The organism is Microbacterium sp. B35-30 (assembly GCF_010634855.1).
Classification (GTDB): domain Bacteria; phylum Actinomycetota; class Actinomycetes; order Actinomycetales; family Microbacteriaceae; genus Microbacterium.
This window is the reverse complement of sequence record NZ_MWLQ01000022.1, coordinates 12951-38121: the sequence shown is the minus strand read 5'-3', so window position 1 is coordinate 38121 and position 25171 is coordinate 12951. Positions and strand designations below refer to the sequence as shown.

The window sequence follows — 25171 nt, the reverse complement described above, 5'->3', positions numbered from 1 at the left end:
GGATCCGGCGGCATCCGTTCCCCAGCTTTCCCCTCCCTGCTTCCCCTGTCCTCCAACAGGTCAACCGGCCTTCTACAGGAGGTTGGATCGTTCCAACCTCCTGTGGAAGCGTGCTTCTCCTGCGGAAGGCACTCGCCGGCGAGCGCCCGGCGTCCTGACGGACTGCGCAACGCCCTTCCGCCATCGGCGAAAGGGCGCTGTGAGGGGGGAGGCAGCCCTCAGCTCGCGTCGGGTCGCCCCGCCTTGCCCAGCGGCGTGCGCAGCAGCACCGTGTAGACGAGCACCGACACCGCCATCCCGACGGGCACCGAGAGATCGACATAGCCGAGGCTCTCGGCGATGGGTCCGGTCCAGACCTCGGTCGACAGGCACAGCGCGGTCGCCGTGCCGCCGATGAGCACGGCCGCCACGCCGGGAATGCTCCAGCCGCCGCTGTACCAGAAGCGGCCGCCGCGCTCCTCGTCGAAGAGGTCGGCGCCGTCGTAGCGCCCACGGCGCAGCACGACGTCGGCGACGAACACGGCCATCGTGGGTGCCGAGACGATGACGAGGAACTGCAGCATGAGGTTGACGGCATCCAGGAGGCTCGTCGACAGCACGAGGTAGACGGTGAGCGCGGTGCCGATCAGGCCGACGACGATCGCGGCCGGGATGCGGCGGATCGGCAGGCCGATCGCCTGCAGCGCCATGCTCGAGGTGTAGGTCGTCATGCCGTTGAGGGCGATCGTGTTCGCGATCACGCCGATGACGAGCACCGGCCCGAGCCAGCCGGGCAGCAGGCCCAGGAGCGCGGACTCGATGCCGGCATCCATCGCCTCGCTCGTCACCGCGGTCGCGAGAAGCGCGCCCACCACGGTGAAGACCATGCCCGGCAGCGCGCCGCCGAGGGCCGTCGCGGCGATGATGTGTGACGCCTTGGTCGAGCGCGGAAGGTAGCGGGCGATGTCGGGGCTGTTGATGTACGAGATCGGGCCGGACGCGATGATCGTGAAGCCGATCGTGATCGCCGACCACAGCGGCACGCCCGAGAGCGGCTCGGGCTGCTGGAACGCCAGATCGACCTGCGGCAGGAGGAACGCCGCGACGGTCACGAAGATCACGGCCAGCACGACGGCGAGCCACGAGTACACGCGCAGGATGAGCGCGTGGCCGTACACGGCGACGAGCACGGTGAGCGCCGAGATGACGAGGGTCACGACGATCGGCACGACCACCGGGTCGGTGAGCCCCATTCCGGCGAGCAGACCCGCGCCGAGGAACGACGACGCGAGCCAGTTGAGGGCGAGGAACACCGCGCCGATGAGCCACCCGGTGAAGGCCACGACGGGCTTGTTGCCGATGATGCCGTAGATGGCGCGCGTGATGACGGAGCCCGAGGTGCCGGCCGCCGGCCCGCTGATTGCGATCGTGCCCGGCAGCACCCACAGCGCCGAGGCGGCGATCACGACGAGCACCGCCTGCCACAGCTCGAGTCCGAGCAGCACGAGCGTCGCGCCGATGGTGAAGTTCAGGATGCTGACGCTCGGCGCCGCCCAGACGAAGAACAGATCGCGAGCGCGGCCGTGGCGCTCGCCCGCCCCGATCAGCTCGATGCCCCGCGTCTCCGGCTGGTTCGCGGCATCCACGAACTCCGTCTGCGGCGGCGATGCCTGCGCGGTCTGCGGCTGCTGTGACACGGTGATCCTCTCGGGCGGACCTGACCAGGTCGTCGGGCCGCGGCTTCGTTGCTCTCGGGATGGTGCCCCTATTGGTCGCTCGAACAATAGGTTATTGGTCACACATCCAATAGCATGGGCCGCATGGTGTCAAGCGGCGATGCTCGGCGGGTGCGCAAGCGTCCCGAGGAGCGCCGGGAGGAGATCCTGGCGGCGGCCGCCGACATCGCCCTCACCGAGGGCCTCGAGCGCATCACGCTGCGTGCGGTCGCCGACCGGCTCGGCGTGCGCCCCGGCCTGATCACCCACTACTTCCCCGCCGCAGAAGACCTGGTGGTCGCCGCATTCACCCGCGCGGCCTCGGGTGAGCGCGCGCAGCTCTTCCACCTCGACGGCACCGCGACGCAGCGGCTGGCGCGGCTCGTCGCCGGGTACGAGAGCCACGAATCCTGGGATCTCGCGCGTCTCTGGCTGAACGCGCGCCACCTGTCGCGCTTCAGCCCTGCCTTGAACGAGGCGCTCGTCGAGGAGGAGGCGCTCAACCAGGCCGGCATCGTCGACATCATCGAGCAGGGCCTCGCCGCGCGCGAGTTCGCCGACGTCGATCCGCACGTCGCGGGCACGCGCATCCTGATGGCCGTCGACGGCCAGAGCGCGTCGGTCAACAACAGCGGCGAGTCCTCACAGGCGCCCTATGAGCACTTCGTCTCGGACGTCGCCGAATGGACGCTGGGGCTCCGCCCGGGCACGTTGCTTGCATAGCGGGCGCCGCCGGCCCACGACGACCGCACGCGCGCATCACGAACGCCGGCGAAATCCGCCTCGTACGGGGTGCTGTCACGGACCTCCCCGTCCGCCTCGTGCAACTCCCTGCCCTTACCAGGATAACGGCCGGAGGGGGCCTTGCGGCAAGGGCCCCCTGGGGGCGCATACTTGTCGATCGCGACGCCTCCTCGACCCTCCCCCACAGAACACCACGTCGCGAAATCCGCCAGGAGCAGATGCCGTGAACCCCATCCAGACCAGCCCTTTCCGCCTGCCCGAACGTCTCTCCGCCAAGTCCGATCCCGTCCTCATCGGCGACGACGAGCAGCACTTCGCCGCCCTGTCCGAGAGCCTCACCCAGTCCATCGCCGGGATCGAGGACCGCCTCGATACGCTGCGCCGACAGCCCGGCGGACACGGTCAGGGCGCCCTCGAGCGCGACCTCGAGATCCACCGGCTCTCCGCGCGCCTGCGGGTGCTGCGCCGTTTCACCGTCGACGCGTGCCTGGGCCGCATGGTGCCCGCCGACGGCTCGGAGCCCGTCTACATCGGCCGCTTCGGAATCACGGATGCCGCGGGCCGGCGACTGCTCGTCGACTGGCGCACGCCGGCGGCCGAGCCGTTCTTCGCCGCGACCCATGCCCAGCCCATGGGGCTCGTGAGCCGCCGCCGCTACCGGTGGACCGGACGCCGGGTGACGGACTACTGGGATGAGGTGTTCACCGCCGAGGGGCTCGACCACAACGCCGCCCTCGACGATCAGTCAGCGTTCATCGCCAGCCTCGGCGCGAGCCGCTCACCGCGCATGCGGGACGTGCTCGGGACGATCCAGGCCGACCAGGACGCGATCATCCGCGCCGGTTCGCGCGGCGCCCTCGTCGTCGACGGCGGACCCGGGACCGGCAAGACGGTGGTCGCGCTGCACCGCGCCGCCTATCTGGTCTACTCTGACCCGCACCTCGGAGAGGGCCGCGGGGGCGTGCTGTTCGTCGGTCCGAGTCCGGCGTACCTCTCGTACGTCGAGGATGTGCTCCCGAGCCTCGGAGAAGACAGCGTGCAGACCTGCACGGTGCGCGACCTCGTCGCGGAGGGCTCGACCGCTGCGGTCGAGTCGGACTCCGCTGTCGCACGTCTCAAGGCAGACGGTCGCATGATCGATGCGATCGAGCCGGCCGTCCGCCTGTACGAGGAGCCGCCGGCAGAGCCGCTCCTCATCGAGACGCCGTGGGGAGAGCTCTGGCTGAGCCGGCAGGACTGGGTGGAGGCCTTCGCGTCGGCCGAACCCGGCACGCCGCACAACGAGGCTCGCGACCAGCTGTGGGAGACGGTGCTCGACATCCTCATCGACCAGGCCGACGGCGACGAGGTGCCGCTGCATCAGCTGCGCCGAGCGCTCGCCCGCAACGAGGAGCTGACACGCGTCTTCGCCCGCGCCTGGCCGCTGGTGGAGGCATCCGTTCTCGTCTCCGACCTCTGGAGCGTCCCGGCCTACCTGCGCCGATGCGCTCCATGGCTCACGCCCGACGAGGTGGACGCGCTGCAGCGCACCGTCGCCACGGACTGGACCACGTCGGACCTGCCGCTGCTCGATGCCGCCCGGCGTCGGCTCGGCGACCCCGCGGCATCGCTGCGTCGGCGGCAGCGCGACGCGCGGCTCGCGCGCGAACGCGAGTACATGTCGCAGGTCGTCGAACGGCTGAAGGAGGCGGGCGACGAGATGATGCAGTGGCTCGACGGGGAAGATCTGCGCAACAGCCTCGTCGACGAATCCGTGCTCGACGCGGCCGACCCCGACCTGCTCGCGGGGCCGTTCGCGCACATCGTCATCGACGAGGCGCAGGAGCTGACGGACGCGGAATGGCGGATGCTGCTGGCCCGCTGCCCGTCGCGCAGCTTCACGGTCGTCGGCGACCGGGCCCAGGCCCGGCACGGGTTCCGCGAGTCGTGGCAGGAACGACTCGAGCAGGCAGGCCTCACGGACGTGGAGATCGCCTCCCTGACGATCAACTACCGCACGCCGAGCGAGGTCATGGCCGAGGCCGAGCCCGTGATCCGCGCCGCGATCCCCGACGCCAACGTGCCCACGTCGATCCGCTCGAGCGGCGTCGCCGTGCTGCGCGCCGCGGTGGTGGAGCGCGACGCGATCCTGGGCGACTGGCTCGCCGGGCATCCGGAGGGCACCGCCGTCGTGATCGGCGACGCGTCGTTCGTGCCGGAGGAGCGCGTGCGGTCGCTCACGCCCGAGCTCGCGAAGGGCCTGGAGTTCGACTTCGTCGTGCTCGTCGAGCCCGCGGCTTTCGGCGAAGCGATCGAGGGTGCGGTGGACCGCTACGTCGCGATGACGCGCGCGACGCAGCAGCTGGCGGTGCTGGAGGGGTAGCGGCGGAGCGCAGGCTCGCCGTCGCGCTCAGCACTCGACGACGTTGACGGCGAGCCCCGCCGCGCTCGTTTCCTTGTACCGGGATGACATGTCGGCGCCGGTCTGGCGCATCGTCTCGATCGCGGTGTCGAGGTCGACGATATGGCTGCCGTCGCCGAGCAGCGCCAGGCGGCTCGCCGTCATCGCCGTCGACGCGGCCACCGCGTTGCGCTCGATGCACGGGATCTGCACGAGCCCCGACACCGGGTCGCACGTGAGGCCGAGATGGTGCTCGATCGCGATCTCGGCGGCGTTCTCGATCTGCGCGGGCGTGCCGCCCCGCACGGCCGTGAGCCCGGCGGCCGCCATCGCGCAGGCGCTTCCCACCTCCGCCTGGCATCCCGCCTCGGCGCCCGAGATGGAGGCGTTTGCCTTGATGATCGATCCGATCGCCGTCGACGTCAGCAGGAACCGCCGGATGAGCTCCAGGTCGAACCCGGTGGCCGCGACCGACTGGTAGAGCACTGCGGGGAGTACGCCGGCGGCGCCGTTCGTCGGCGCGGTCACCACCCGTCCCCCCGCCGCGTTCTCCTCGTTGACCGCGAGCGCATAGATGGACACCGCCTCCGCGGCATCCGTCGACTCACCGCGTTCGGCGAGCCGGTTCCACGCGGCCGCCGCTCGGCGCGGCACGCGCAGGCCACCCGGCAGTACGCCGTCGGAGTGGAGGCCGCGCTCGATGCACGCCCGCATCGCCGTCCAGATCGCATCGAGCCCGCGCCGGGCCGCGACCGCTCCGTGCACGGAGACCTCGGCCTCCCAGGCGACGTCGGCGATGCTGCGTCCACGCGAGAGGTCGAGCAGCTCCCGCATGCTGCGGAAGGTGGGCGCGTTCGGCGTCACCGGACGCGGCCCCGCCGCATCGGCCACGACCGGCTCCCCGAGACGCCGGATGAAGCCCCCGCCGACCGATAGGTACGTCTCCTCGACGACGTCGCCCGAGGCGAGTTCGGCGCGCAGCGTGAGGGAGTTCGGGTGCCCATGCGGACGCTCGCGCGGCGCGAACGTCAGGTCGTCGCGTGTGAACCGCACGCCACCGATGTCGAGCGCACGGCCGGCGTCGAGAAGCGCCCACGCGCCGTGGACGACCGCCGGATCGACGGTCTCGGGGCGGTGTCCGCGGAGGCCCGCGATGACGGCATCCGGGGTGCCGTGTCCCACTCCCGTCGCGGCGAGGGAGCCGTCGAGGCGGCACCCGAACCGGACCACGGCTGCCAGCATCCCGCCGTCGGCGAGACGGTCGCGGAAGTCGGCGGCCGCGCGCATCGGGCCGACGGTGTGCGAGCTCGAGGGGCCGATGCCGATCGAGAAGAGGTCGAGCGCGGAGGTGTACACCCCGCGCTCGACCTGGACGGCGGTGCCGGTCATCAGCCCCACAGTCCCAGCGCGAACTCGGCGACGATCGCCGAGAGGATGAACGACGCCGTGATGGCGACCGTCCCGACGGGGATGATCTTCCAGCCGATGCTCTTGAGCATCGGCAGGTCCTTGCCGAGGCTCAAGCCCGCGATCGTCAGCATCACGGTGATGAGCGAGAGGAAGTCGATGGTGTCCGAGACGGTCGTGAACCACCCGGCGACGGGTGAGATCGGCGATGTGAGGAACGCCCCCACCGTCATCACGACGATGATCGCCGGCACCTTGCCGCGCGTCACCTTGGCAAGCCCGATTCCGCCCGCGACCAGTGCACCCATCACGAGGTACGCGATCACCATGTCCCACGAGAAGCCCTTCGCCGCGATCGCAGCGACAACGAGTCCGGCGAACCCGATGATGAGCAGCGACACCCAGAGCGGCACGCGCACGTTCGGCTTCTCGAGCACCGTCTCGGCCACGGTCCTGACCGCCGTGGTCGGCATGGCGCCCTTGGCCTTCGACCGGCGGCCCGGCAGCGCCGCGTCCTTGTTGCGGGTGAGCAGCTTGTAGAAGCGGTCGGCGAGCGGCAGCGACACCCAGACCCCGATGTAGATGCCGAGCACCCCCGTGATCAGGTTCGAGGTGGCGGCGAGCGCGAGCACCTGGTCCTGCATGTCGGGGTGGGCCGACACGATGACGGATGCCGCGGCCGCCATCATCGATCCCGAGCCGACGCCCGCACCCATGGCGAGGGCGAGCGGGTCGAAGATGCCGAGCGAAGCGGCGATCGAGGCGATGAGGCTCACGATGACGGCGCCGAAGATGGTGCCGAAGACGTACATCGACAGCACTCCGCGGTACTGCGGCGAGTCGGAGCCGTAGCGCTCGCTCACCATCGCGAACGAGCCCTCGCGGTCGATCGAGAAGGTCGCGCCGACGGTCGCCGGCCCCATGCGCAGCAGCACCGCGAGCGGGAGCGCCAGTGCGATGGTGCCGAACAGGTGACCGACCTCCTGCAGCAGCAGCGCGGGGCCGGCCTGCAGGAGCAGCGGGATGTTCGGGCCGATCGTGAACGACAGGCGCGCGCAGAGGAAGAGCACGGCGACGCCCATGATCACGGTGGCCGCCTGCTGCAGGTCGATCGGCAGCGGCTTGAGACGCTGGCCCGAGACGAGGGCGCCTGCGGTGATGCCCCAGATCATCGGCAGGAGCGTCACCGACGCGATGCCGAGAGGGATGACGATCGGTCCGATCGCCTGCGCACCGGCCGAGATGGCCACGACCAGTGCGATGAGGATCCACAGCCGCGGGCTGCGGAATCCGAGGGCGATGACGGATGCCGTCTTCTGAAGGGGGCTGGGAGACTGCGGTCCTGTCGAGGCGACGTTGCCTTCGTGGGTGGGAGCGGTCATGTCGGGTTCTCCAGGTGGGGAGGCGGTGCCGTCCGCGTAAGCGGGGTCGGTCATGCCTCGAGCGTGTTCCGGGTCGCCCCGACGGGGCGCTCGGCGGTGCGGTGGAGCAGGTCGGCGCGCAGGGCGCCGTCCAGGGCGACGTCGAGCACCGTCCACGCGAGGATCGTGGCGGCGTCGATGACGGCCTGGTCGGCTGCGGGGGTGGCCGCAGCAGCGGTGAACTCGGGGTTGTGGGCGGGGCCCGTCTGCCCGAGGAAGGCGATGGTGGGGTGGATCGAGGGCACGACCTGCGACACGTTGCCCATGTCGGTGGAGCCGCCGCCCATCTTCGCCGCGCCGATCGTGCGGCCGCGCGCCACGAGGTTGCGGTCCCAGAAGGCGCCGAGCGATGCGTCGTGCTTGACCGGCGCGTACGGGTGCTCGGTCGCCGACCACTCCCAGCGGCATCCTGTCGCGACGGCGGCACCCTCGAAGCACGCGAGCACGCGCTTCTTCATGTCACGCCACACGTCGGTGTCGTACGCGCGCAGTTCGACCTGCACGACGGCACGGTCGGGGATGATGTTCGTCGCCTCACCGCCGTGCGAGACGTAGGCGTTGAGATTCGTGTCCTTGGGCAGTTGCTGGCGGAGGAAGGCGATGGCGGTCTGGGCGATCGCGGCGGCGGAAGCCGCGTTGAGGCCCTGCTCCGGCATGCCCGCGGCGTGCGCGGTCCTGCCGTGGAAGACGACCTCGAACCGATCGACGGCTGTCGCACTGAAGGCCGTCGCCGAAATGTCCTCTCCGGTCATGCCGTGCACCATGAGCGAGAAGTCGACGTCTTCCCACGCACCGGCGAGGAGCATCGCCACCTTGCCGCCGCCGTGCTCCTCCGCAGGCGTGCCGAGCAGCTTGACCCGCAGGCCTGCCGCGTCGGCCAGCGGCGCCAGCGCGAGGGCGGCGCCTACTCCCGAGGCGGCGATGACGTTGTGCCCGCAGCCGTGGCCGATGCCGGGAAGCGCGTCGTACTCGGCGCAGATCGCGACCGTCAGGTCGCCGGTGCCATACACGGCCTCAACGGCGGTGGAGACTCCGTACGCCCCGATCTCGACGTCGAAGCCTGCCTCCTCGAGGGTGCGGGCGACGAGGGCTGCGGCCTCGTGCTCCTGCCACGACAGCTCGGGGTTCTCGTGGATCGCGTGGCTCAGGCCGATGAGCTCGTCACGGCGTGATTCGACGCCGTCGGCGGCATGGCGCTTCAACTCGGTAAGGGTGACGGCGTCGGTCGTGATGAGACTCACGATGGTCCTTTCGTCGGTGCGATCGATGCGGCAATGGTGCGCCTGGATATGTTTCGAACACATGAACCTGCAGGATTTCTGCGTGGAATGCGCTGCTTGTGCGTCACAATTGCGTCAACGCACCGACCAGGAAGGCCGCCCGTGCAGGAGATCACCCTCGATCAAATCGATCGACGGCTCGTCCACGCACTCCAGATCGAGCCGCGTGCGAGCTGGAACGAGCTCTCCCCCGTGATCGGCGTCGACGCCAGCACCCTCGCGCGCCGGTGGGCACGGCTGCGCGAGGAGGGCATCGCCTGGGTCACGGGGCATCCCACCCTCGGGCAGGTGTCGATCATGGAGATCGACTGCGAACGGGCGAAGATGGATGCCGTCATCCAGGAACTGCAGCGCGACCCCGCGGTCTACGTCCTCGACGTCACCTCCGGGTCGCGCGATCTCATGGCCATTGTCTTCGCGCCCGACATCGCGGGGCTCTCCGACTATTCGCTGCACCGCCTGGGCCGGCTCGACGGCGTCCGGTCGGTGCGCACGCACCTCGTGAACGAGACACTCATCGACGGCGCGAGCTGGCGGCTGCGCGCGCTGGAGCCGGCCGAGGCCCAGGGTGTCCGCCCTCCGAGGCCGCCGCGAGCCCGTGCGGCGCAGCGCGTGCCCGACGACCTGCGGGAGGCGATCGAGCGCGAGGTGTGGGCGGACGGCCGCGTCCCGATCGCGACGATCGCCGAGCGCAGCGGGTTCGCGCCGCAGCGTGTTGCGGACGCGCTCGCGACGCTTCGCGCGAGGGGAAGCCTGCGCTTTCGCACCGACATGGCGCGCGCGGCATCCGGCTGGCCCATCTATGCCTGGTACTTCGTCGAGGCTCCGGCGCAGGTGCTCGAGGTCGCCCGCACCGCCATCACGTCCGTGCCCGAGGTGCGGCTCGCGATCACGGCGGCCAGCCGCTACAACCTCATCCTGGCCGTGTGGCTGCGGCGGCTGGCCGATGTCAATCGGTTCGAGCTCGCCCTCGAGAACGCCCTGCACGGCGCCCGCATCGGCGACCGCGCCGTCGTGCTGCGGATCGCGAAGCATATGAACCAGACCGTCGGCGCCGACACCCGCGCGACGGGGTTCGCCGGCCCCGCCACCGCCTAGCGGAGCGAGGGCCGGCGGCGGCGACCCCCGTGGACGGCTTCCGCCAGGAGGGATACTGTCGCGGTGTCAGCCGAAGATCCCGTGGAAAAGAGGCGGTGCCGCCATCTCCAGGACCAGTTCCGCGCCATCGCTGCCCACTCCACGCCGCGTGCAGGGCACGTATTACACACTGCTGCTCGGCAACACCCTCGCCGCATCGTTCATCTGGGGCATCAACACGCTGTTCCTGCTCGATGCCGGGCTCACGAACCTCGAGGCGTTCTCGGCGAATGCGTTCTTCACCGCCGGAATGCTGATCTTCGAGATCCCGACGGGCGTGGTAGCCGACACCGTGGGGCGGCGAGCCTCGTACCTGCTCGGCACGATCACGCTGGCGGTGACGACCGTCATGTATTGGATGCTGTGGGTCTGGCAGTCGCCGTTCTGGGCGTGGGCGGTGGTGTCGGTGCTGCTCGGGCTGGGCTTCACGTTCTTCTCGGGTGCGGTCGATGCCTGGCTCGTCGACGCCCTGAAAGTGACCGGCTACCAGGGCAGCCTCGAGACCGTCTTCGGCCGCGCGCAGATCGTGGGCGGCGTCGCGATGCTCGCCGGGTCGGTACTCGGCGGTGTGCTCGCACAGCTGACGAACCTGGGCGTGCCGTTCCTGGTCCGCGGCGGCATCCTGCTGGTGATGTTCGTGGTCGCCGCCCTGCTGATGCACGATCTGGGCTTCCAGCCGGATCGCAGCGAGCGTCCGCTGCAGGCGACCCGTACGGTCCTGCGTGCATCCTTCCGCTATGGCCTCGGCGATCCACCGGTGCGCTGGCTCATGCTCACGAGTCCCTTCACCGCGGGCGTCGGCATCTACGTCTTCTACGCCATGCAGCCGTACCTGCTCGAACTGTGGGGCGACGAGGAGGCCTACTCGATCGCGGGGCTGGCGGCCGCTCTCCTTTCGGGGGCTTCGATCGTCGGCGGCCTGCTCGCCCCGCGAGTGCGAAAGCTGTTCCGCCGTCGCACATCGTCGATCCTGCTGGCGACCGTGTCGAGCGCGCTCGTGCTGATCGGGCTCGGGCTGGTGCGCGACTTCTGGTTCGCGCTGGTGCTGGTGGCCCTCTGGGGCGTCGCCTCGGCGATCGACGACCCGGTGCACCGCGCCTACCTCAACGACATGATCCCGTCGAAACAGCGCGCGACCGTGCTGTCGTTCGACTCGCTGATGGGTTCCGCCGGCGGGGTCGTGTTCCAGCCGGTGCTGGGCCGAGCGGCGGATGTCGGAGGGTACGCCTCGTCGATGCTCTGGAGCGGGGTGATCTCGGCGATCGCGGTGCCCTTCGTCCTGCTGAGCCGGGCGCAGCGGTCGCCCGCCGACACGGCGCGTGAGGTCACCTCCGACGCCGAGGCTTAGCGGTCGCGAGGCGCCGCGGCATCCACAAATCGGCGGCCCGGGTGCACCGGCAGGCAGCGCTGCCCATAGATTCGAAGCATGGCCCGCAATCGGCGGGCTCAACCTGGAGAATCCCCCATGGATCTGTTCGGCCTCATCGGCATCGCTGCAGCTGTCGGAGTCGTGCTCGTCGTCGCCCTCATCGGCTTCATCCTGTTCCGCGCGTGGTACCAAGTGCCGAAAGCCGACGAGGCCATCGTCATCGTCGGCAAGAAGGCGCGCGACAGCACCGAGGGCGAAGCCAACAAGATGACCGTCATCAGCGGTCGCGGAGCATTCGTCAACAAGCTGACGCAGCGCTCCGACAAGGTCTCGCTGCGTTCGCGGCAGATCAAGTTCGAGCCGACCGCGCAGACCATCAACGGCGTCACGATCGACCTCACCGGCGTCGCCCTCGTGAAGATCGGCTCGACACCCGACCAGGTGCGCCGCGCCGCCGAGCGCTTCGCATCGCAGGACGACGCCATCGTCGTCTTCACGACGGAGCAGCTCGAAGGCGCGCTGCGCGGCGTCGTGGCGAAGCTCACCGTCGAGCAGGTCATGCAGGATCGGCAGAAGCTGAGCGACGAGATCGCCCAGGGCATCTCGGGCGACCTGCTCGCACAGGGTCTGGTGCTCGACTCGTTCGCCATCCAGGGCATCACCGACAAGAACAACTACATCTCGGCGCTCGGCGCCAAGGAAGTACAGCGCGTCAAGCGGGAAGCCGATGTCGCAGAGATCGACGCCACGCGCGAGGTGAAGAAGCGCCAGCTCGCCGCCGACGAGGCGAACCTGATCGAGCAGACCGCGCTCGACAAGAACACCGCCGCCGCCAAGTCGGAGGTCGGCCGGGCGAACGCCCAGGCCGAGCAGGCCGAGAACCTCGCCCGCGCCGAGGCCGAGCAGGGTGTGCTGCTCCAGGAGGCCAACAACACGCAGGCTCGGCTGGATGCCGAGGTCAAGAAGGTCGCTGACGCCGACAAGTACCGGCAGCAGACGCTGGCCGACGCCGAGGCCTACCAGCAGCAGATCGCGGCGGACGCCGAGGCATACAAGCGCGAGAAGAACGCCGAGGCCGACCGCAAGGTCGCTCAGGAGCGCTCGGATGCCGATGCCTACGCGGTGAAGGCCCAGGCCGAGGCGCGTGAGGCGTCCGCCTCCGCCGAGGCGGCGGCCGTCCGGATGAAGGCCGAAGCCGAGGCGGCCGCCGTGCGCGTGCAGGCGGAGGCCGAAGCGGAGGCGATCCGCCTTCGCGGCAACGCCGTTGCGGAGGCCGTCGCCGCCGAGGCGGCGGCCCTGCGCGAGAACCAGGACGCGATCCTCGCGAAGGAGATCATCGGTCAGCTGCCGCAGCTCATGGCGGAGTTCGCCAAGGGGTACGAGAAGGTCGGCAGCATCACGCTGATCGGCGGCGACAGCGCGGCATCCCACCTGGCCCGCGAGCAGTCGACGAGCCTCACGGCGACGTTCGAGAGCGTCAAGGCCGCCACCGGTCTCGACCTCGGGGCCGTCATGCAGGGCCGCGCCTTCGGTCGCGGTGTCGCCGAGGGAACCGCAACCCACGTGACCACCACCGCCGTCGACCCCGAGCCAGTCGTCGGCTGAGCGTCGTCACACGTCAGCGCCCGCCTGCGATGCAGGCGGGCGCTGTCTGTTCACCCCACGAGCTGGTCGCGACGGCGGGCGAGGTATGCCCGCTCGGCGGCGTTGCCGGCGAGTCGGATGGCTCTGTCGTACGCCGTCCGCGAGTCGTGGCTTCGCCCGACCCGCCGCAGAAGGTCGGCGCGCGCGGCGTGATATGCGTGGTACTCGGCGAGCGCCTCGCCGAGTCGGTCGATCTCGGCGAGTGCGACGTCGGGGCCGTCCACTTCGGCGACCGCGATCGCGCGGTTCAGCCGCACGATCGCGGAGGGATCGAGGGCAATCAGGCGGTCGTAGAGGGCGACGATCTGCGACCAGTCGGTGTCGCGCGAGGTCGGGGCATCCGTGTGCACGGCGTTGATCGCGGCCAGGAGCTGATATCGCCCTGGTGGCTCTGCACCGGCGGCGACGGCGGCGATCCGCTCGCGGACGAGGCCGTGACCCTCGACCACCAGGGTCCTGTTCCACGCGCCGCGGTCTTGCTCATCCAGGGTCACCAGCTCACCGGTGCGGGACACGCGCGCGGTGCGGCGTGCGTCCGTCAGGAGCATCAGCGCGAGGAGGCCGGTCACCTCCCCTTCATCCGGCAGGAGCGTGCGCAGGAGGCGGCCCAATCGGATCGCCTCGTCGGTCAGGTCGGCGCGCAGCGGGTCGTCTCCCGCAGTGGTCAGATAGCCCTCGTTGAAGATGAGGTAGATCACGGCGAGCACCCCGGCGAGCCGCTCCTGGATATCGGTCGCCGACGGCACCCGGTAGGGAATGTGCGCTGCCTTGATCTTCGCTTTCGCGCGCGTGATCCGCCTCGCCATCGTGGTCTCCGGCACCAGGAAAGCGTGGGCGATCTGCGCGACGGTGAGTCCGCCGAGCAGGCGCAACGTCAGCGCGATGCGGGCCTCCGTGGCGAGCGCGGGATGGCAGCACGTGAAGACCAGCCGAAGCCGGTCGTCCTCGACCGGTCCGGTCGGCTCGGGTGGATTCTCGTCCGACAGCATCAGTGCAGCCTGTTGTTTGCGGTCGCGATGGGACTCTCGACGCAGCCGGTCGATCGCCTTGCGCGTTGCGGTCGTGGTGAGCCAGGCGCCGGGGTTGGGTGGCACCCCGTCGCGCGGCCACCGCTCCACGGCGGAGACGAATGCCTCGGCTGCAGCGTCCTCGGCGAGGTCCAGATCGCCGAAGCGACGGGCGAGACCCGCCACCAGCCGCGCCCACTCCTCGTGGTGTGCGCGGCTGATGGCCTCCTCGACAGGGGTTGGGGTCATGAACCCAGCAGAGCGTGGGCGGATGCCGCGGACCGGACGAGACGCGCTTCGACGGCGCCGGCCGCAAAGCGCTCCGCTGGTCCGATCGCGGACGGCCGGTCTCGAGCCACGTCACTCACTCGCAGGCGATTGCCGTTCGATGATCTCCGCGAGGCCCGACGGGAACCGGTGCACCTCCTGGGGCCAGTCCAGCGAGATGGCCAGTCGCCCGGCCCAGTATCGTGCGGCCTCGTCGTCCGGCACCTCGACGACAGTGAACCCGCCGAGGTGCTCCTTGCTCTCGACGAACGGCCCATCGGTGAAGACGGGCTTCCCGTCCTTGCTCACGACGCTGAAGATCGCGGTCGAGGCATCGATTCCCCCCTCCGCGAAGAGGAAGACGCCTGCCTCCGTCATCTCTTCGAGCACAGCTTTCGAGGCCTCGCTCTTGCGGTGCAGTTCGTCGGGGGTGTGCTCGGGCACCCACTCGTCGTTGAATGCGATCAGATACTTGGGCACTGTCGTCTCCTCTCATCGGGACGAGAGCCATGTCGTGGCTCCTTCGTCGCGGCGGCCCGAACGGGTCGCACACCAGATCCACGAACGGCAACGATCGGATACGACACTATCCCTGAGACATTCACGCCTTCTTTGCGGCGGACACGTCCACGCACACGACTCCGGTGTTGCCGTCCTGGTCGGCGATCACCGTGAGCTCTGGCGCGTTGCTGTCATCGACGACGGTCCCCCCTGCCGCGACGGCGTCCACGATGCGTTGCTCGGCCACCTCGGGCGCGACATAGACCTCGATGTGCAAGCGCTGACGCGGGGCCTCCCCTTCGTCGGCTTCCCCGAACCACAGGTTCGGCACTCGCCCTGTGGCGTCTCTGATCTCGTCGCTGGGAGACCCGCGGCCCTGCGAGTCGGCGCTTCCGGTGAGGAGTGCCGCCCACACCGGGGCGATGGTCGCCGAGCGTGCCGTGTCGAGGCCGAGTTCGATGTGGCTGACCGCTGCAGGGTCGGCGGCGACTCCGTGATCGGCGGCGATCTCGGAGATCCGTCGCGCCAGCATCACGTCCTGCTGGGTCACCCATTCGACGACGTGTTCGGTGCCTTCACCGTCGCGGTAGATGGCATCGTCGCTCACCAGCTTGAGATCGACGTACCCCGCCCCCATAGACACCTGCGGGTGGTGGCGGAGCGCGTCGCCCGCCTCGCCCACCGCGACGACGAACAGTGCGCCGCTCGTGAAGTCGTCGACCCGGTATCGGGCGTGCAGCCCCTGCGCCAGCTTGCGCCAGTCCGTCAGGTCGGCTGCGGCGATCTCTCCGCCCCCCAGCATGTCCATAGTCGCGAAGCCTAGCTCTGGATCGATCGCAGCGGCAGGGCGGAGTTCACCGCTTCGCCCGTTCATCCGCACCGATCCGAGTGCGCGTTCGGGGTTCAGGTGCTCAGTGTGGGGAAGGTCCACTCCCCGTCGAGGATCTCGGGGCGCGGGCGATAGAGCCGGACGAGGTAGTTCCAGCCCTCCGTGATCGGAAGGGCGTTGGGGACGTCTGCGGGGTAGTCGCCGAAGCGGACGGTGATGCTGCCGTCGTCGTTGCGCACGCCGGTGATGTTGTTGATCGTGTACGCGGCGCGCTCGTTCGGCTCGAAGAAGCCGGCGGCGTTGTAGACCGAGATCGACCAGAACCCGTCGGCCGGGACATCCCCCACCGTCAACTCGTACCGCCCGACCGGAAGCCGCGGGTCGACGCCGATGTAGCTCGCCTCCGCGGAAGGCAGCCCGCCCCATCCGGCCGCCGTGCCGATGAGGTGCCGTACGGGATCCACCTCATCGCGGGCGCCGAACATCCGGTCGAAGCCGGTGAGATTGCGGGCCAGCGCGAGCAGGGCGTCGCGCGTCTCGTCGAAGGTCTCGGTGTCGTACTCAGGCATCTCGAACGGCTGGCTGGAGCGGGCTTCCAAGCCGATGCCGTCCTGGATCACCCGCACCTCGGCGAGGTCCGCGGGGTCGTTGGGGTCGGCCAGGATTCGGACGGCGACCACCACGTGTGGTGTGCCGAACCGGTCCAGCGAAAGCTCGTACTCGCCGGCGTCATGGAAGACGGCATCGACGTAGTGGTGCTCGTTGACCACCATGGCCGAGAGGTATCGCTCGCCGTGCTCGGGAATCGTGAGCGTCGCCCCGGCACTGATGTCCACGACCGCGAAGCTGTAGAGCGTGTCACGGTTCAGGCGGATGACGGTCTGCTTGTCGACCGCGGCCGGCTCGCGGTTGTGCAGAAAGCGGTTGACGCCTCCGACATTGGACTGCAGGTCGTGCATCATCCGGTGTGTTTCCGCGCGAACGAAGGTATCGGCGTTGACGAGGGTGCTCATGGGTTGATCCTGCCACGCGGCCTCCCGCTCGTCGGACAGCGGATGCCCGATCATTCGGCCGCGACGATGCCCGCCCGGTACGCCAGCACGGCGGCTTCGACGCGGTTGCGCACGCCGAGCTTCGCCAGGATGGTGCTGACGTAGCCCTTCACCGTGCCCTCGACGAGGTGCAGCTGCGTGCCGATCTCGGCGTTCGAGGCTCCCGCGCCGAGCAGAGCGAGCACCTCGCGCTCACGATCGGTCAGGGTAGCGGCAGACTCGCGGGCCTCCGCGCTGCGCGTGCGGTCGCCCTCGCGGTACGGCGCGATGACCCGGCGCGCGATGTCCGGGGAGAGGTACGCGCCGCCCTCCGAGACCGCGCGAACGCCCGCGATCAGTTCTCGGGGATCGGCGGCCTTCAGCAGGAACCCCAGCGCGCCGCCGCCGAGTGCTCGCTCGATGTAGTCGTCCTCACCGAAGGTCGTCAGCATCACGATCCGGGTGCCCGGCACGGTGGCCGCGATCTCTGTGGCCGCACTCAGGCCGTCGAGCACCGGCATCCGGATGTCGAGCACGGCCACATCGGGACGGTGGCGCTGGGTGCCGTCGATCGCTTCGCGGCCATTCGCGGCCTCGAACACCACCTCGATCTCAAGGTCGGATTCAAGGATCGAGCGCACGCCCGCGCGCATCATGGCCTCGTCGTCGGCGATGAGCACCCGGATCATCGCGCCTCCAGCAGGGTCTTCTCGACGAGCACTCCTTGATCGAAGCACAGGCGATACGTCGCATCGGTGAAGTGCAGCCAGCCGTCGCGCGCGGCGAAGTACTCGCACTCCGTTCCGTCGGGCGACGGCGGCTCGGCGACGATCGGCACCGGGCCCGGGGTGCCCGCCGGCAGAAGCGGCGCGAGCGCCGCCCGCGTCGCGCCCAGCTCGATGCTCTCGTACAGCTCGGACGTGACCGCGGTGTGCGCGAACGTGATCGCCTGCACGACGGCGAAGCCGACGAGGGCGAGCCCGAGGATCACGGCCGGGACGATCGTCGCCTGCCACACACGTCGGCGGGCAGCACGCGCGTTGGTGCGCAGCGCCGGGTCCGCGGCATCCATGGATCCGTGCGCGACGGTCTCGGCGCGCATCGGCGCCCGCAGCCTCAGCTCGAAGCCGCCGCCCGGCGTCGAGTCCGCATCGATGGACCCACCGAGCAGCTCGGCACGACGACGGAGGCTCGGGATGCCGTGGCCGCTGCCCTGCGCACCGGTCTCGGTGGACGCCGCCGAGCGGATGGACACCGTCACGCCGTCGGCGTCGGACCGCCCGACATGGATCTCGACCGCGGCGCCGGGTGCGTGCCTGGCCGCGTTCGTGAGGCCCTCGCGAACTGTGCGCACGGCCAGCTCCGCGATCAATGGATCCGCGGCCGCAACGAGCGCGTGGTCGATGGCCGCCTCGACGCTCATCCCGGCATCCCTCGCCCCGGCCACGAGCGCAGCGATGCCCTCGCCGCCGACGGGGTCCAGTCGACTCGGGCCGTCTTCGGGCCGCGTCACCCGCACCACATCGCGCAGACGGTCGCTCGCCCGCACGGCGGCCTCGCGCAACGCGCGGAACTGCTCACGCTGCGCGGGACTGAGATCCCGCCCGAGCTCCAGAGCTCCAGCCTGCACCGCGATCAATGCCAGCTCGTGGCCGATCGTGTCGTGGAGGTCGTCCGCGATGCGCCCGCGTTCGTCGGCCTGCGCGCGGTCGGCGAGGATCGCGGCATCCGATTCGCGCTGCTCCTCCCGCAGCATCCGGTACCTGCCGAACCACCAGGGAGCCACGACTGTGAGCAGCGCGATGAGTACGCTCGCCATCCAGTCGCCGAGGGGCGCGGTGCCGGGCAGCACGTAAGAGATCGGGAGCGAGGCCGCCAGCACGACGGAGAAGGCGACCACGGCCGGCACGAGCCCGACCATGTGGCGTCCCGCCAGGTAGCCGGCGACCGCTGCCGGGATCAGGGCGAGCACCAGCGCAGAGTCGCCCCACCGGGCCAACGGCAGCGCGATCGACGTCGCGAGGAGCAGGAGCACGACGCCGACCGGCGTGGGCCACGACCCTCGCAGGGAACGACCGGCACGGAGCATCCCCCCATCGTAGGAACGCAGACCCCTCCCGCAGGACTGACGAAAGTAAGGTGCAGTCCATGCTTCGGTCGGCTGTGCCGGCCTCTGCCCCGTTCGTAGCGTCGCAGGCATGGACCTCCTCGCACTGCTGACGACCCTCGTGACCGACCTCGCGGCATCGCCGTGGGTGTACGTGGTCGTGCTCGCCGTGTGCGTGATCGACGGGTTCTTCCCGCCGATCCCGAGCGAGACGGTCGTGGTCGGCGCGGCCACGGTCTCGGTGGTCACGGGACAGCCGAACCTGCTGCTGCTCATCGGCGTGGCTGCCGCAGGCGCCATCATCGGCGACAACATCGCGTATCAGCTCGGCCGGGTATTGGGCACGGACCGCTTCCGCTGGATGCGCACGAGGCGCGTCACCAGCGCGGTCGAGTGGGCACGCCGCGGGCTGGACCGGCGCGGTGCGCTCCTCATCTTCACCGCGCGCTACATCCCGGTCGGCCGGATCGCGGTGAACATGACTGCCGGTGCGACGGGCTACCCGCTTCGCCGGTTCCTGCCGCTCTCGATCGCCGCCGGCATCACCTGGGCGGCATACTCGGCGGTATTCGGGATCGTCGCCGGGCAGTGGCTGCACGACCAGCCGCTGCTGGCCATCGTGCTCGCGATCGTGATCGCCGCGGTGATAGGGGCGGTGGTGGATGCCGTCATCCGCCGCATCCTCAACCGCGAGGCGCGTCCGGTCGGCGCGGTACTGCCCGACAGCGAAAGCCCGCGGGTCACCTCGGCGGCGCGTCCCGGCGCTGTGTGACGCGTGTAAGCGCGAAAACACCCCGGGGCACCCGGGGCGTTTTCGCATACTGGGCTCAGCCGGCAACCCGAGCTGTCTCGGCCGTCGCGGCATCCGCGCTCGCGTCGGTGACGGCGCCGCGGACGAGCTGCACGCTCGCCCAGAGGCACGGGATCAGCATCGTCACCCCCCCGAGCACGGTCGTGTCCACCGGGAGCGGCACGAAGCCGACCAAGACGGGCAGCGCGAACAGCAGCGGAACGACGATCGGCACGATCCGGCTGCGCCACAGTGCGAACACCAGGAGCGGAAGGGTGAGGAAGAAGCCGACGAGGCCGACGAGCAGCGGCACCCCGAACGCCGGACTAGCCGAGAGTGCGACCACCTGTGAGACCGCCGCGTCCGTGTCGGTCGACGAGATCAGAATGGTCAGCGTGGCGAGTTCGAATCCCAGCACCAGGAGGAGGACGACCGCCGTGACCATTCCGGTGATCAGGCCGATCGCGCCGAGTGTGCGTCCTCTACCACGTGCGATCGTGCAGCCGCCGATTCCCACCGCGGCCGCCATGAGGATGGCCGAGCCGAAGATCTGCAGGCCCAGTGCCAGGTACTCACCCCCCGTGCCTTCGGCGATCGCTGTGAATTGATCCTCGGCGGTCTCGTAAGGTTCCGGGTGCAGCAGCCCCGGAAGCACGAAGATACCGAGCGGGGCGAGCGTGATCCCGATCGCTCCCAGCCAGCGCAGCGCCACATCAAGACGTCGCATGATTGCCACCTTCCACGTAGTTTGCGGTGCACCGTCGGTGCGAAGCCCACGATGCCCGCTGCCGCGCGGGCCGCACATCCCACGAGACGCGGTCCCTCGCGCACCGGAAGTCCTCATCGGCTCTCGCGAAGTCGTAGCCTGTGGTCCGACTTCGGTCTGACGCTCCCGTCGTTGCCGGCCGCACTGTCAGCGGGACGACACGGGCGGGGGCGGACTTCGTCCCGTCTTCGGCTCGTTCAACGAGCGGGGGGCGAGTCGTCCCTGTGCACGACCGCCGGCCGCATGAGACCGCAGTCGTACGCGAGCACCACCGCCTGCACACGGTCACGCAAGCCCAGTTTCGCCAGGATGCGCGTGATGTGGGTCTTGACGGTCGCCTCGCCCATATAGAGCTGAGCGCCGATCTCGCTGTTGGACAGCCCCCGCGCGATCGCCTCGAACACATCGAGCTCGCGCGGCGTCAGGCTGGCGAGTCGGTCGGGCACGCCATCGACGGGCGGTGGCTGACTCACGTAGGACTCGACGAGCCGCCGTGTGACCGAGGGGGCGAAGAGCATCGCTCCGCTCAGGCACGCCCGGATGGCGGCGGTGAGATCGGCCGGCGGCGTGGTCTTCAGGAGGAACCCGCTGGCTCCAGCGCGCAGCGCGCCGACGACGTATTCGTCGAGATCGAACATCGTGAGCATCACGACTCGCGCCTCGGGCCGGGCATCGATGACCGACCGGGCCCCCTCGATGCCGTCGATGCCCGGCATCTGCACGTCCATCAGGACCACGTCGGCACGAGTGGCGACCGCCTCACGCGCGGCCGACGCGCCGTCGGAGGCCTCTCCGACGACCCGCATGTCGGGTTCTGCGTCGATGATGGCCCGCAGTCCCCCACGGATGAGGTGCTGATCGTCCGCGATCAGCACGCGGATCGGAGAGTCCGCCATCAGAGCCTCGCGACAGCGTCGGCCGAGAACACCGCTTCGACGAGGAATCCCTCGTCTGTCCACCCGGCTCGGAAGGTTCCGCCCACGCCCTCCACGCGCTCGTCGAGACCGGTGAGCCCGAAGCCCGTGGTCTCAGAACTCCGAGAGGGTGGATCTGCGCGACGCACCCCGTCGTCCTTGACGCCCACACGCACCTCGTCGCCGGACCACTCCACCCGGATCCGCACGTTGCGTGCGTTCGAATGCCGCACGATGTTCGTGAGACTCTCCTGCACGATCCGATAGACGACGTCGTCGAGGTTCGGGGGGACCGGCGTCCGCTCGAGCGAGATCTCCAGTCCTGTCTTGCGCATCCGATCCACCAGGCTCTGCAGCGGCTCACGAGGAGCTCTGGCCAGCCCAGGGCCCCCGATCGCGCCGGAGTCGAGCAGATCGAACATCACCTCGAGTTCCTTGAGGGTGTGCTCAGCGGTTTCGCCGACAGTCTTCAGGGCATCCCGCGCGGCCGCCGGATCGCGCTCGCGCAGCGCGGACGCGGCCGAAGCCTGCATCACCATGACGCCGACAGAATGGCTCGCGACATCGTGCAGCTCGCGGGCGATCCGCAGGCGCTCCTCGCGGCGGGCTGTTTCGACCCGCGCGTCCAGATCCGCGCGGAGCCGGTCGGCTTCGGCAGACGCGGCCCGGGCGGCCCGGTCCTGCGCCGACCACTCGAGTCCCGCGAACGCCGGCAGCGCGATCACTGCGAGGCAGAAGAGGCCGTTGCCCGGTTCATGGAGGTCGAACCATCCGGCTGACGCGGCGGCGAGTGCAGCGAAGATCAGCCAGAGCAGGGGCAGCCCCGCCGTGCCGACAGACCAGGCCAGCAGCACGATGCAGAGCAGGCTCGAGACGCCCGGCAGGACCCCGGCCAGCAGTCCCGAGACGACGCCAGCCGTCGCCACGATGCACGCGATGGTGCCGAAGCGCCGCCTGGCGAGCACGCAGGCCGGCAGCACGAGGGCAAGGGCCCATGCGAGGGGACTCGGCGGTTGCCACGCCTGAAACGACAGCTCCAGGACTCCTCCGACAAGCAGCACCGCCGCGAGCACGATGTCGATCGTGCGAATGCCCGCGGCGGACGGCGTGCTGGAGTGCTTGGGGTTGGGCTCCGACCGGAGGATGCCCAGCAACCAGCGCAACTCGGTCACGGCCTGCCTGCCCCGCCTGCTCACCGACTCGATCAGTGCCGGGTCCAGATCGATGCGGGCGGCAGCAGCATCCGACCTCATGCCTTCTACCGCGGCCCTGAGCAGTCCCAGTGACTGTCCGCCGAGCCGGGCGCGCTCGTCTGCGACGATCCGCGCAGCCACGGCCGCGGCATCCGTCGCTTGCAGTTCTGCCGCAGACGCCTGCGCGCGGTGCGCACTCTCGGCGCGCGAGTGCACCACCCGGCCGTACGCGAAGACGGATCCCGTGAAGACGAGGGCGAAAGCCACCGTGCTCTGATTCCACGCCTCCATCGAGGCGATCGGAAACGTGAGAGCGACGAGCGCACCACGCCAGAGTGGAGCGTAACGCCCGAGGTAGTAGACCCCGATGAGAAACGGTGCCAGGTAGGGAGCGCCGTCGGGGGTCAGGCCGGTCAGATCGAGGAGCAGGAAGAGCGCCGACAGCACCACTCCGGCGGTCAGCGGCCGCTGAGGCAGCACCATGATCAGCGCCGCCGTCGCAACGGCGATGGGCAACGCCCAGAACGTGGTCGGCAGGAAGAACGCCCCGACCGGGATGCCGCACAGCGCGCCGACGACGGCTTCCACGAGGGACGGGCGCCGCAGCCACATGGCGGGAGACTACGCCGCGAGCGCGTTCGGCGCATCAGACCCGGGTCGGACACGGCCTACGACCAGACGCGCACCCCGTCGAGACCTCCGCCCCTCAGAACCACTGCCGGGATGGATGCCGTGGCCCTGCCCGCGAGAGACGATCAGCTCATTCGGCGCCGGGCTGACGGTGCCATTCCAGAAGGAGACGGCGATGCGAACCATCCAGAATCCGTCGATGATGGCGGTGCTCCATGGCTAGGGCGCGCACCGCGGTTCTCTTGGCGGCAAGCGTCGTCGCCCTCGCTGCGACGGCCGGCGCGGTCACGCCCGCCGCCGTTCCCGCGACCGCGGCCGCGATCGTCGCCTGCCAGAACAAGGTCACCGGTGTGCTGCGCATCCCACCAGATGGCGTCTGCCTCACCAAACCGAGCGTGCTCGCGGAGCGCGAGGTGCAGTGGAGCGTCTCCGGCCCGGCAGGAGCTGCGGGGCCGGCGGGCCCCGTTGGTCCGGTTGGACCCGCTGGGCCGGAAGGGGCTGTCGGGCCTGTGGGGCCTGAGGGCCCTGCCGGCCCCGAAGGGCCCCCAGGGGCGGGGGCGGCGACTCCGGGAGCCGCACATATCTATCGGCAGGGCACCACGAGCCGAGCGTACATTCCGTCGCAGGTCGACCCCTTTCCGGTGGGCTCCGTTCTCGTCCCTGCGGGCACGTACCTGGTCCGCGCCCAGGGCGAGCTCAACAACACCGAGCGCGACTATTCGAGCGCGTGCCTCGTGTCGGTCAACGGAGAGCGCACGGGACCGGTCCGGCAAATGATCAACAACGCTCGGTACTCCCCTGCTGCGTTGGACATCGAAAGGCTGGTGACCCTCAGTTCGCCTGGCCAGATCGAGATGGCGTGCTACGGCTTCGACGATGACACCTATATCGCGGACTATTCCCTTGTGGCATGGCCCGTCGTCGTGAACTGAGCGCAACCGGAACGGAGCAGACTCGCCTGGCCATCCCGCTGTGTGGGGGCAACGTCCTCGGACCTGGGGGCCGGGCGGGCCGGGTGAACTGCCTGTTCAGAGGTCGATCACTGCGATAGCCGACTCGTGCAGGCTGCCGACCCAGATCCGCCCCTGGTATTCCCGGACGCCGGTGACCATGTGGTACGACGCCCGCTGAGTCTTCGGATCGACGTCGACGTCGTGGATCAGCCGACCGTCGTCATCGTACGCCTGGACCCGCACGGTGCGCTTCGGAGCCGGCTGCAGCCTCTGCGGCAGGCGGGTCGCGAGCCGCCGCAGCACCATCGGTCCGGTCTGCAGCCGCTCGACGAGCGAATCGCGCGGGCTGGCGATGCTGACCCAGATCAGGCCGTCGCTGCCCCTCGCGATGTTGTCGGGGTACCCCGGAAGGTCGCTGCAGAGCAGATCTCGGGCTCCGGCGTTCGGGCCGGTCAGCCACCGCCGGACGACGGTGCGGGCGCCGGTCTCGGCGACGGCGACGAAGTCCTCGGCACGTGACAGCGCGACACCGTTGGCGAAGGCGAGTCCGTCGAGCACCACGGTGACGGTGCCGTCGACGTCGAGGCGCAGCAGCCGCCCGGTGCGGGTGTTCTGAACGAAGTCCGACTTCCAGTCGTCGACCCCGAACTTGGTGGAGGAGTCGCTGAACCAGACCGTGCCATCTGAGGCGATCGCGGCGTTGTTGCAGAACCGCATCGGGTGGCCGTCCACGTCGCGGGCGATCGCCTCGACGCCGCCGGTGCGGACGTCGATGCGGAGGAGCCCGCGGCGCGCGTCGCAGACCAGCAGCCGACCGTCGAGATCGAGCTCCAGGCCGAGCGGCCGACCCTGGGTTCCGGCGATCCGGTCGACCTTCGCGCCGTCGTGACTGACCCGGAACACCGACCCGTCGGCCGTTCCGGTGAAGACGGCGCCCTCGTCGGCGCCGTGACCGCAGACCACGACATCCTCAGCGCCGTAGCCCGGGACCGGGTGGGTGGTGAGGGTGGGCGTCATGAGGAAGTGCTCGCGCTGTCGACGAGCGGGCTGCGCGCGGAAGGCTGCATGCTGTCAACGTAGCGCGGCCGAGTGTGTGACGAAGTGGCG

The 25171-nt window shown here is 69.9% G+C and carries 22 protein-coding genes; 7 read left to right on the top strand and 15 right to left on the bottom strand.

Annotated features, from left to right (window positions below):
* Positions 1 to 218 precede the first annotated feature (218 nt).
* On the bottom strand, positions 219 to 1676 hold the full coding sequence (locus B2K11_RS13120; protein WP_204260126.1) for a cytosine permease: 1458 nt from the start codon (positions 1674 to 1676) through the stop codon (positions 219 to 221).
* 123 nt (positions 1677 to 1799) lie between these two features.
* On the opposite strand from B2K11_RS13120, the gene B2K11_RS13115 reads away from it, so the two are divergent.
* Complete coding sequence (locus tag B2K11_RS13115) at positions 1800 to 2417, top strand: TetR/AcrR family transcriptional regulator (RefSeq protein WP_204260125.1); 618 nt, start codon at positions 1800 to 1802, stop codon at positions 2415 to 2417.
* A 244-nt stretch (positions 2418 to 2661) separates the two neighbouring features.
* Positions 2662 to 4800 carry an RNA polymerase recycling motor ATPase HelR gene (helR, locus tag B2K11_RS13110; protein WP_163618733.1) on the top strand — a complete coding sequence of 713 codons (2139 nt, stop codon included), beginning with the start codon at positions 2662 to 2664 and terminating at the stop codon, positions 4798 to 4800.
* Positions 4801 to 4827: 27 nt separating this feature from the next.
* Here the strand turns inward: helR and B2K11_RS13105 are convergent, their stop codons facing one another.
* From B2K11_RS13105 to B2K11_RS13095, 3 genes are read right to left on the bottom strand one after another with little or no spacing between them, the layout of a single operon-like run.
* Complete coding sequence (locus B2K11_RS13105) at positions 4828 to 6207, bottom strand: L-serine ammonia-lyase (protein ID WP_163618732.1); 1380 nt, start codon at positions 6205 to 6207, stop codon at positions 4828 to 4830.
* Positions 6207 to 7661: a DUF3100 domain-containing protein gene (locus B2K11_RS13100; RefSeq protein WP_239526032.1), complete on the bottom strand. Its 1455-nt coding sequence runs from the start codon at positions 7659 to 7661 to the stop codon at positions 6207 to 6209. The genes B2K11_RS13105 and B2K11_RS13100 overlap by 1 nt, the downstream gene beginning before the upstream one ends.
* Positions 7658 to 8887, bottom strand: coding sequence for an amidohydrolase (locus tag B2K11_RS13095; RefSeq protein WP_239526030.1), 1230 nt, complete (start codon positions 8885 to 8887; stop codon positions 7658 to 7660). The genes B2K11_RS13100 and B2K11_RS13095 overlap by 4 nt, the downstream gene beginning before the upstream one ends.
* A gap of 141 nt (positions 8888 to 9028) precedes the next feature.
* On the opposite strand from B2K11_RS13095, the gene B2K11_RS13090 reads away from it, so the two are divergent.
* The 3 genes from B2K11_RS13090 to B2K11_RS13080 all read left to right on the top strand — a co-directional run bounded on the left by B2K11_RS13090 (position 9029) and on the right by B2K11_RS13080 (position 13037).
* Complete coding sequence (locus tag B2K11_RS13090) at positions 9029 to 10024, top strand: Lrp/AsnC family transcriptional regulator (RefSeq protein ID WP_163618730.1); 996 nt, start codon at positions 9029 to 9031, stop codon at positions 10022 to 10024.
* 148 nt (positions 10025 to 10172) lie between these two features.
* Positions 10173 to 11411, top strand: coding sequence for an MFS transporter (locus B2K11_RS13085; RefSeq protein ID WP_239526028.1), 1239 nt, complete (start codon positions 10173 to 10175; stop codon positions 11409 to 11411).
* A gap of 117 nt (positions 11412 to 11528) precedes the next feature.
* The gene (locus tag B2K11_RS13080) at positions 11529 to 13037 is read left to right on the top strand and encodes an SPFH domain-containing protein (protein WP_163618729.1); all 1509 of its coding nucleotides are present in this window, start codon (positions 11529 to 11531) and stop codon (positions 13035 to 13037) included.
* A 50-nt stretch (positions 13038 to 13087) separates the two neighbouring features.
* On the opposite strand, the gene B2K11_RS13075 is transcribed toward B2K11_RS13080, so the two are convergent.
* The 6 genes from B2K11_RS13075 to B2K11_RS13050 all read right to left on the bottom strand — a co-directional run bounded on the left by B2K11_RS13075 (position 13088) and on the right by B2K11_RS13050 (position 18800).
* A complete protein-coding gene (locus B2K11_RS13075) occupies positions 13088 to 14332 on the bottom strand; it encodes a sigma-70 family RNA polymerase sigma factor (RefSeq protein ID WP_163618728.1) in 1245 nt (414 codons plus the stop codon).
* A 111-nt stretch (positions 14333 to 14443) separates the two neighbouring features.
* Entirely contained in the window at positions 14444 to 14830 is a 387-nt protein-coding gene (locus B2K11_RS13070) for a YciI family protein (RefSeq protein WP_163618727.1), read from the bottom strand.
* Positions 14831 to 14951: 121 nt separating this feature from the next.
* Positions 14952 to 15659 (bottom strand): VOC family protein, encoded by a 708-nt coding sequence (locus tag B2K11_RS13065; protein ID WP_163618726.1) that lies wholly within the window; start codon positions 15657 to 15659, stop codon positions 14952 to 14954.
* A 95-nt stretch (positions 15660 to 15754) separates the two neighbouring features.
* A complete protein-coding gene (locus tag B2K11_RS13060; protein WP_163618725.1) occupies positions 15755 to 16693 on the bottom strand; it encodes a DUF1214 domain-containing protein in 939 nt (312 codons plus the stop codon).
* 50 nt (positions 16694 to 16743) lie between these two features.
* Positions 16744 to 17400: a response regulator transcription factor gene (locus B2K11_RS13055; RefSeq protein ID WP_163618724.1), complete on the bottom strand. Its 657-nt coding sequence runs from the start codon at positions 17398 to 17400 to the stop codon at positions 16744 to 16746.
* On the bottom strand, positions 17397 to 18800 hold the full coding sequence (locus B2K11_RS13050) for a histidine kinase (RefSeq protein WP_163618723.1): 1404 nt from the start codon (positions 18798 to 18800) through the stop codon (positions 17397 to 17399). Before B2K11_RS13050 ends, B2K11_RS13055 begins: the two co-directional genes overlap by 4 nt.
* A 109-nt stretch (positions 18801 to 18909) precedes the next feature.
* On the opposite strand from B2K11_RS13050, the gene B2K11_RS13045 reads away from it, so the two are divergent.
* Positions 18910 to 19590, top strand: a complete 681-nt coding sequence (locus B2K11_RS13045; RefSeq protein ID WP_163618722.1) for a DedA family protein — start codon at positions 18910 to 18912, stop codon at positions 19588 to 19590.
* A gap of 55 nt (positions 19591 to 19645) precedes the next feature.
* On the opposite strand, the gene B2K11_RS13040 is transcribed toward B2K11_RS13045, so the two are convergent.
* From B2K11_RS13040 to B2K11_RS13025, 4 genes are all read right to left on the bottom strand, one after another.
* The gene (locus B2K11_RS13040) at positions 19646 to 20335 is read right to left on the bottom strand and encodes a hypothetical protein (protein WP_163618721.1); all 690 of its coding nucleotides are present in this window, start codon (positions 20333 to 20335) and stop codon (positions 19646 to 19648) included.
* A 236-nt stretch (positions 20336 to 20571) separates the two neighbouring features.
* Positions 20572 to 21270: a response regulator transcription factor gene (locus B2K11_RS13035; RefSeq protein WP_163618720.1), complete on the bottom strand. Its 699-nt coding sequence runs from the start codon at positions 21268 to 21270 to the stop codon at positions 20572 to 20574.
* Positions 21270 to 23093, bottom strand: a complete 1824-nt coding sequence (locus tag B2K11_RS13030; RefSeq protein ID WP_163618719.1) for a histidine kinase — start codon at positions 23091 to 23093, stop codon at positions 21270 to 21272. The genes B2K11_RS13035 and B2K11_RS13030 overlap by 1 nt, the downstream gene beginning before the upstream one ends.
* Before the next feature lie 148 nt (positions 23094 to 23241).
* Positions 23242 to 23472 carry a hypothetical protein gene (locus B2K11_RS13025; RefSeq protein ID WP_163618718.1) on the bottom strand — a complete coding sequence of 77 codons (231 nt, stop codon included), beginning with the start codon at positions 23470 to 23472 and terminating at the stop codon, positions 23242 to 23244.
* A gap of 280 nt (positions 23473 to 23752) precedes the next feature.
* Between B2K11_RS13025 and B2K11_RS13020 the strand changes: the two genes are divergently transcribed.
* Entirely contained in the window at positions 23753 to 24043 is a 291-nt protein-coding gene (locus B2K11_RS13020) for a hypothetical protein (RefSeq protein ID WP_163618717.1), read from the top strand.
* A gap of 96 nt (positions 24044 to 24139) precedes the next feature.
* Here the strand turns inward: B2K11_RS13020 and B2K11_RS13015 are convergent, their stop codons facing one another.
* Positions 24140 to 25081: an SMP-30/gluconolactonase/LRE family protein gene (locus B2K11_RS13015; protein ID WP_163618716.1), complete on the bottom strand. Its 942-nt coding sequence runs from the start codon at positions 25079 to 25081 to the stop codon at positions 24140 to 24142.
* Positions 25082 to 25171: the final 90 nt, after the last annotated feature.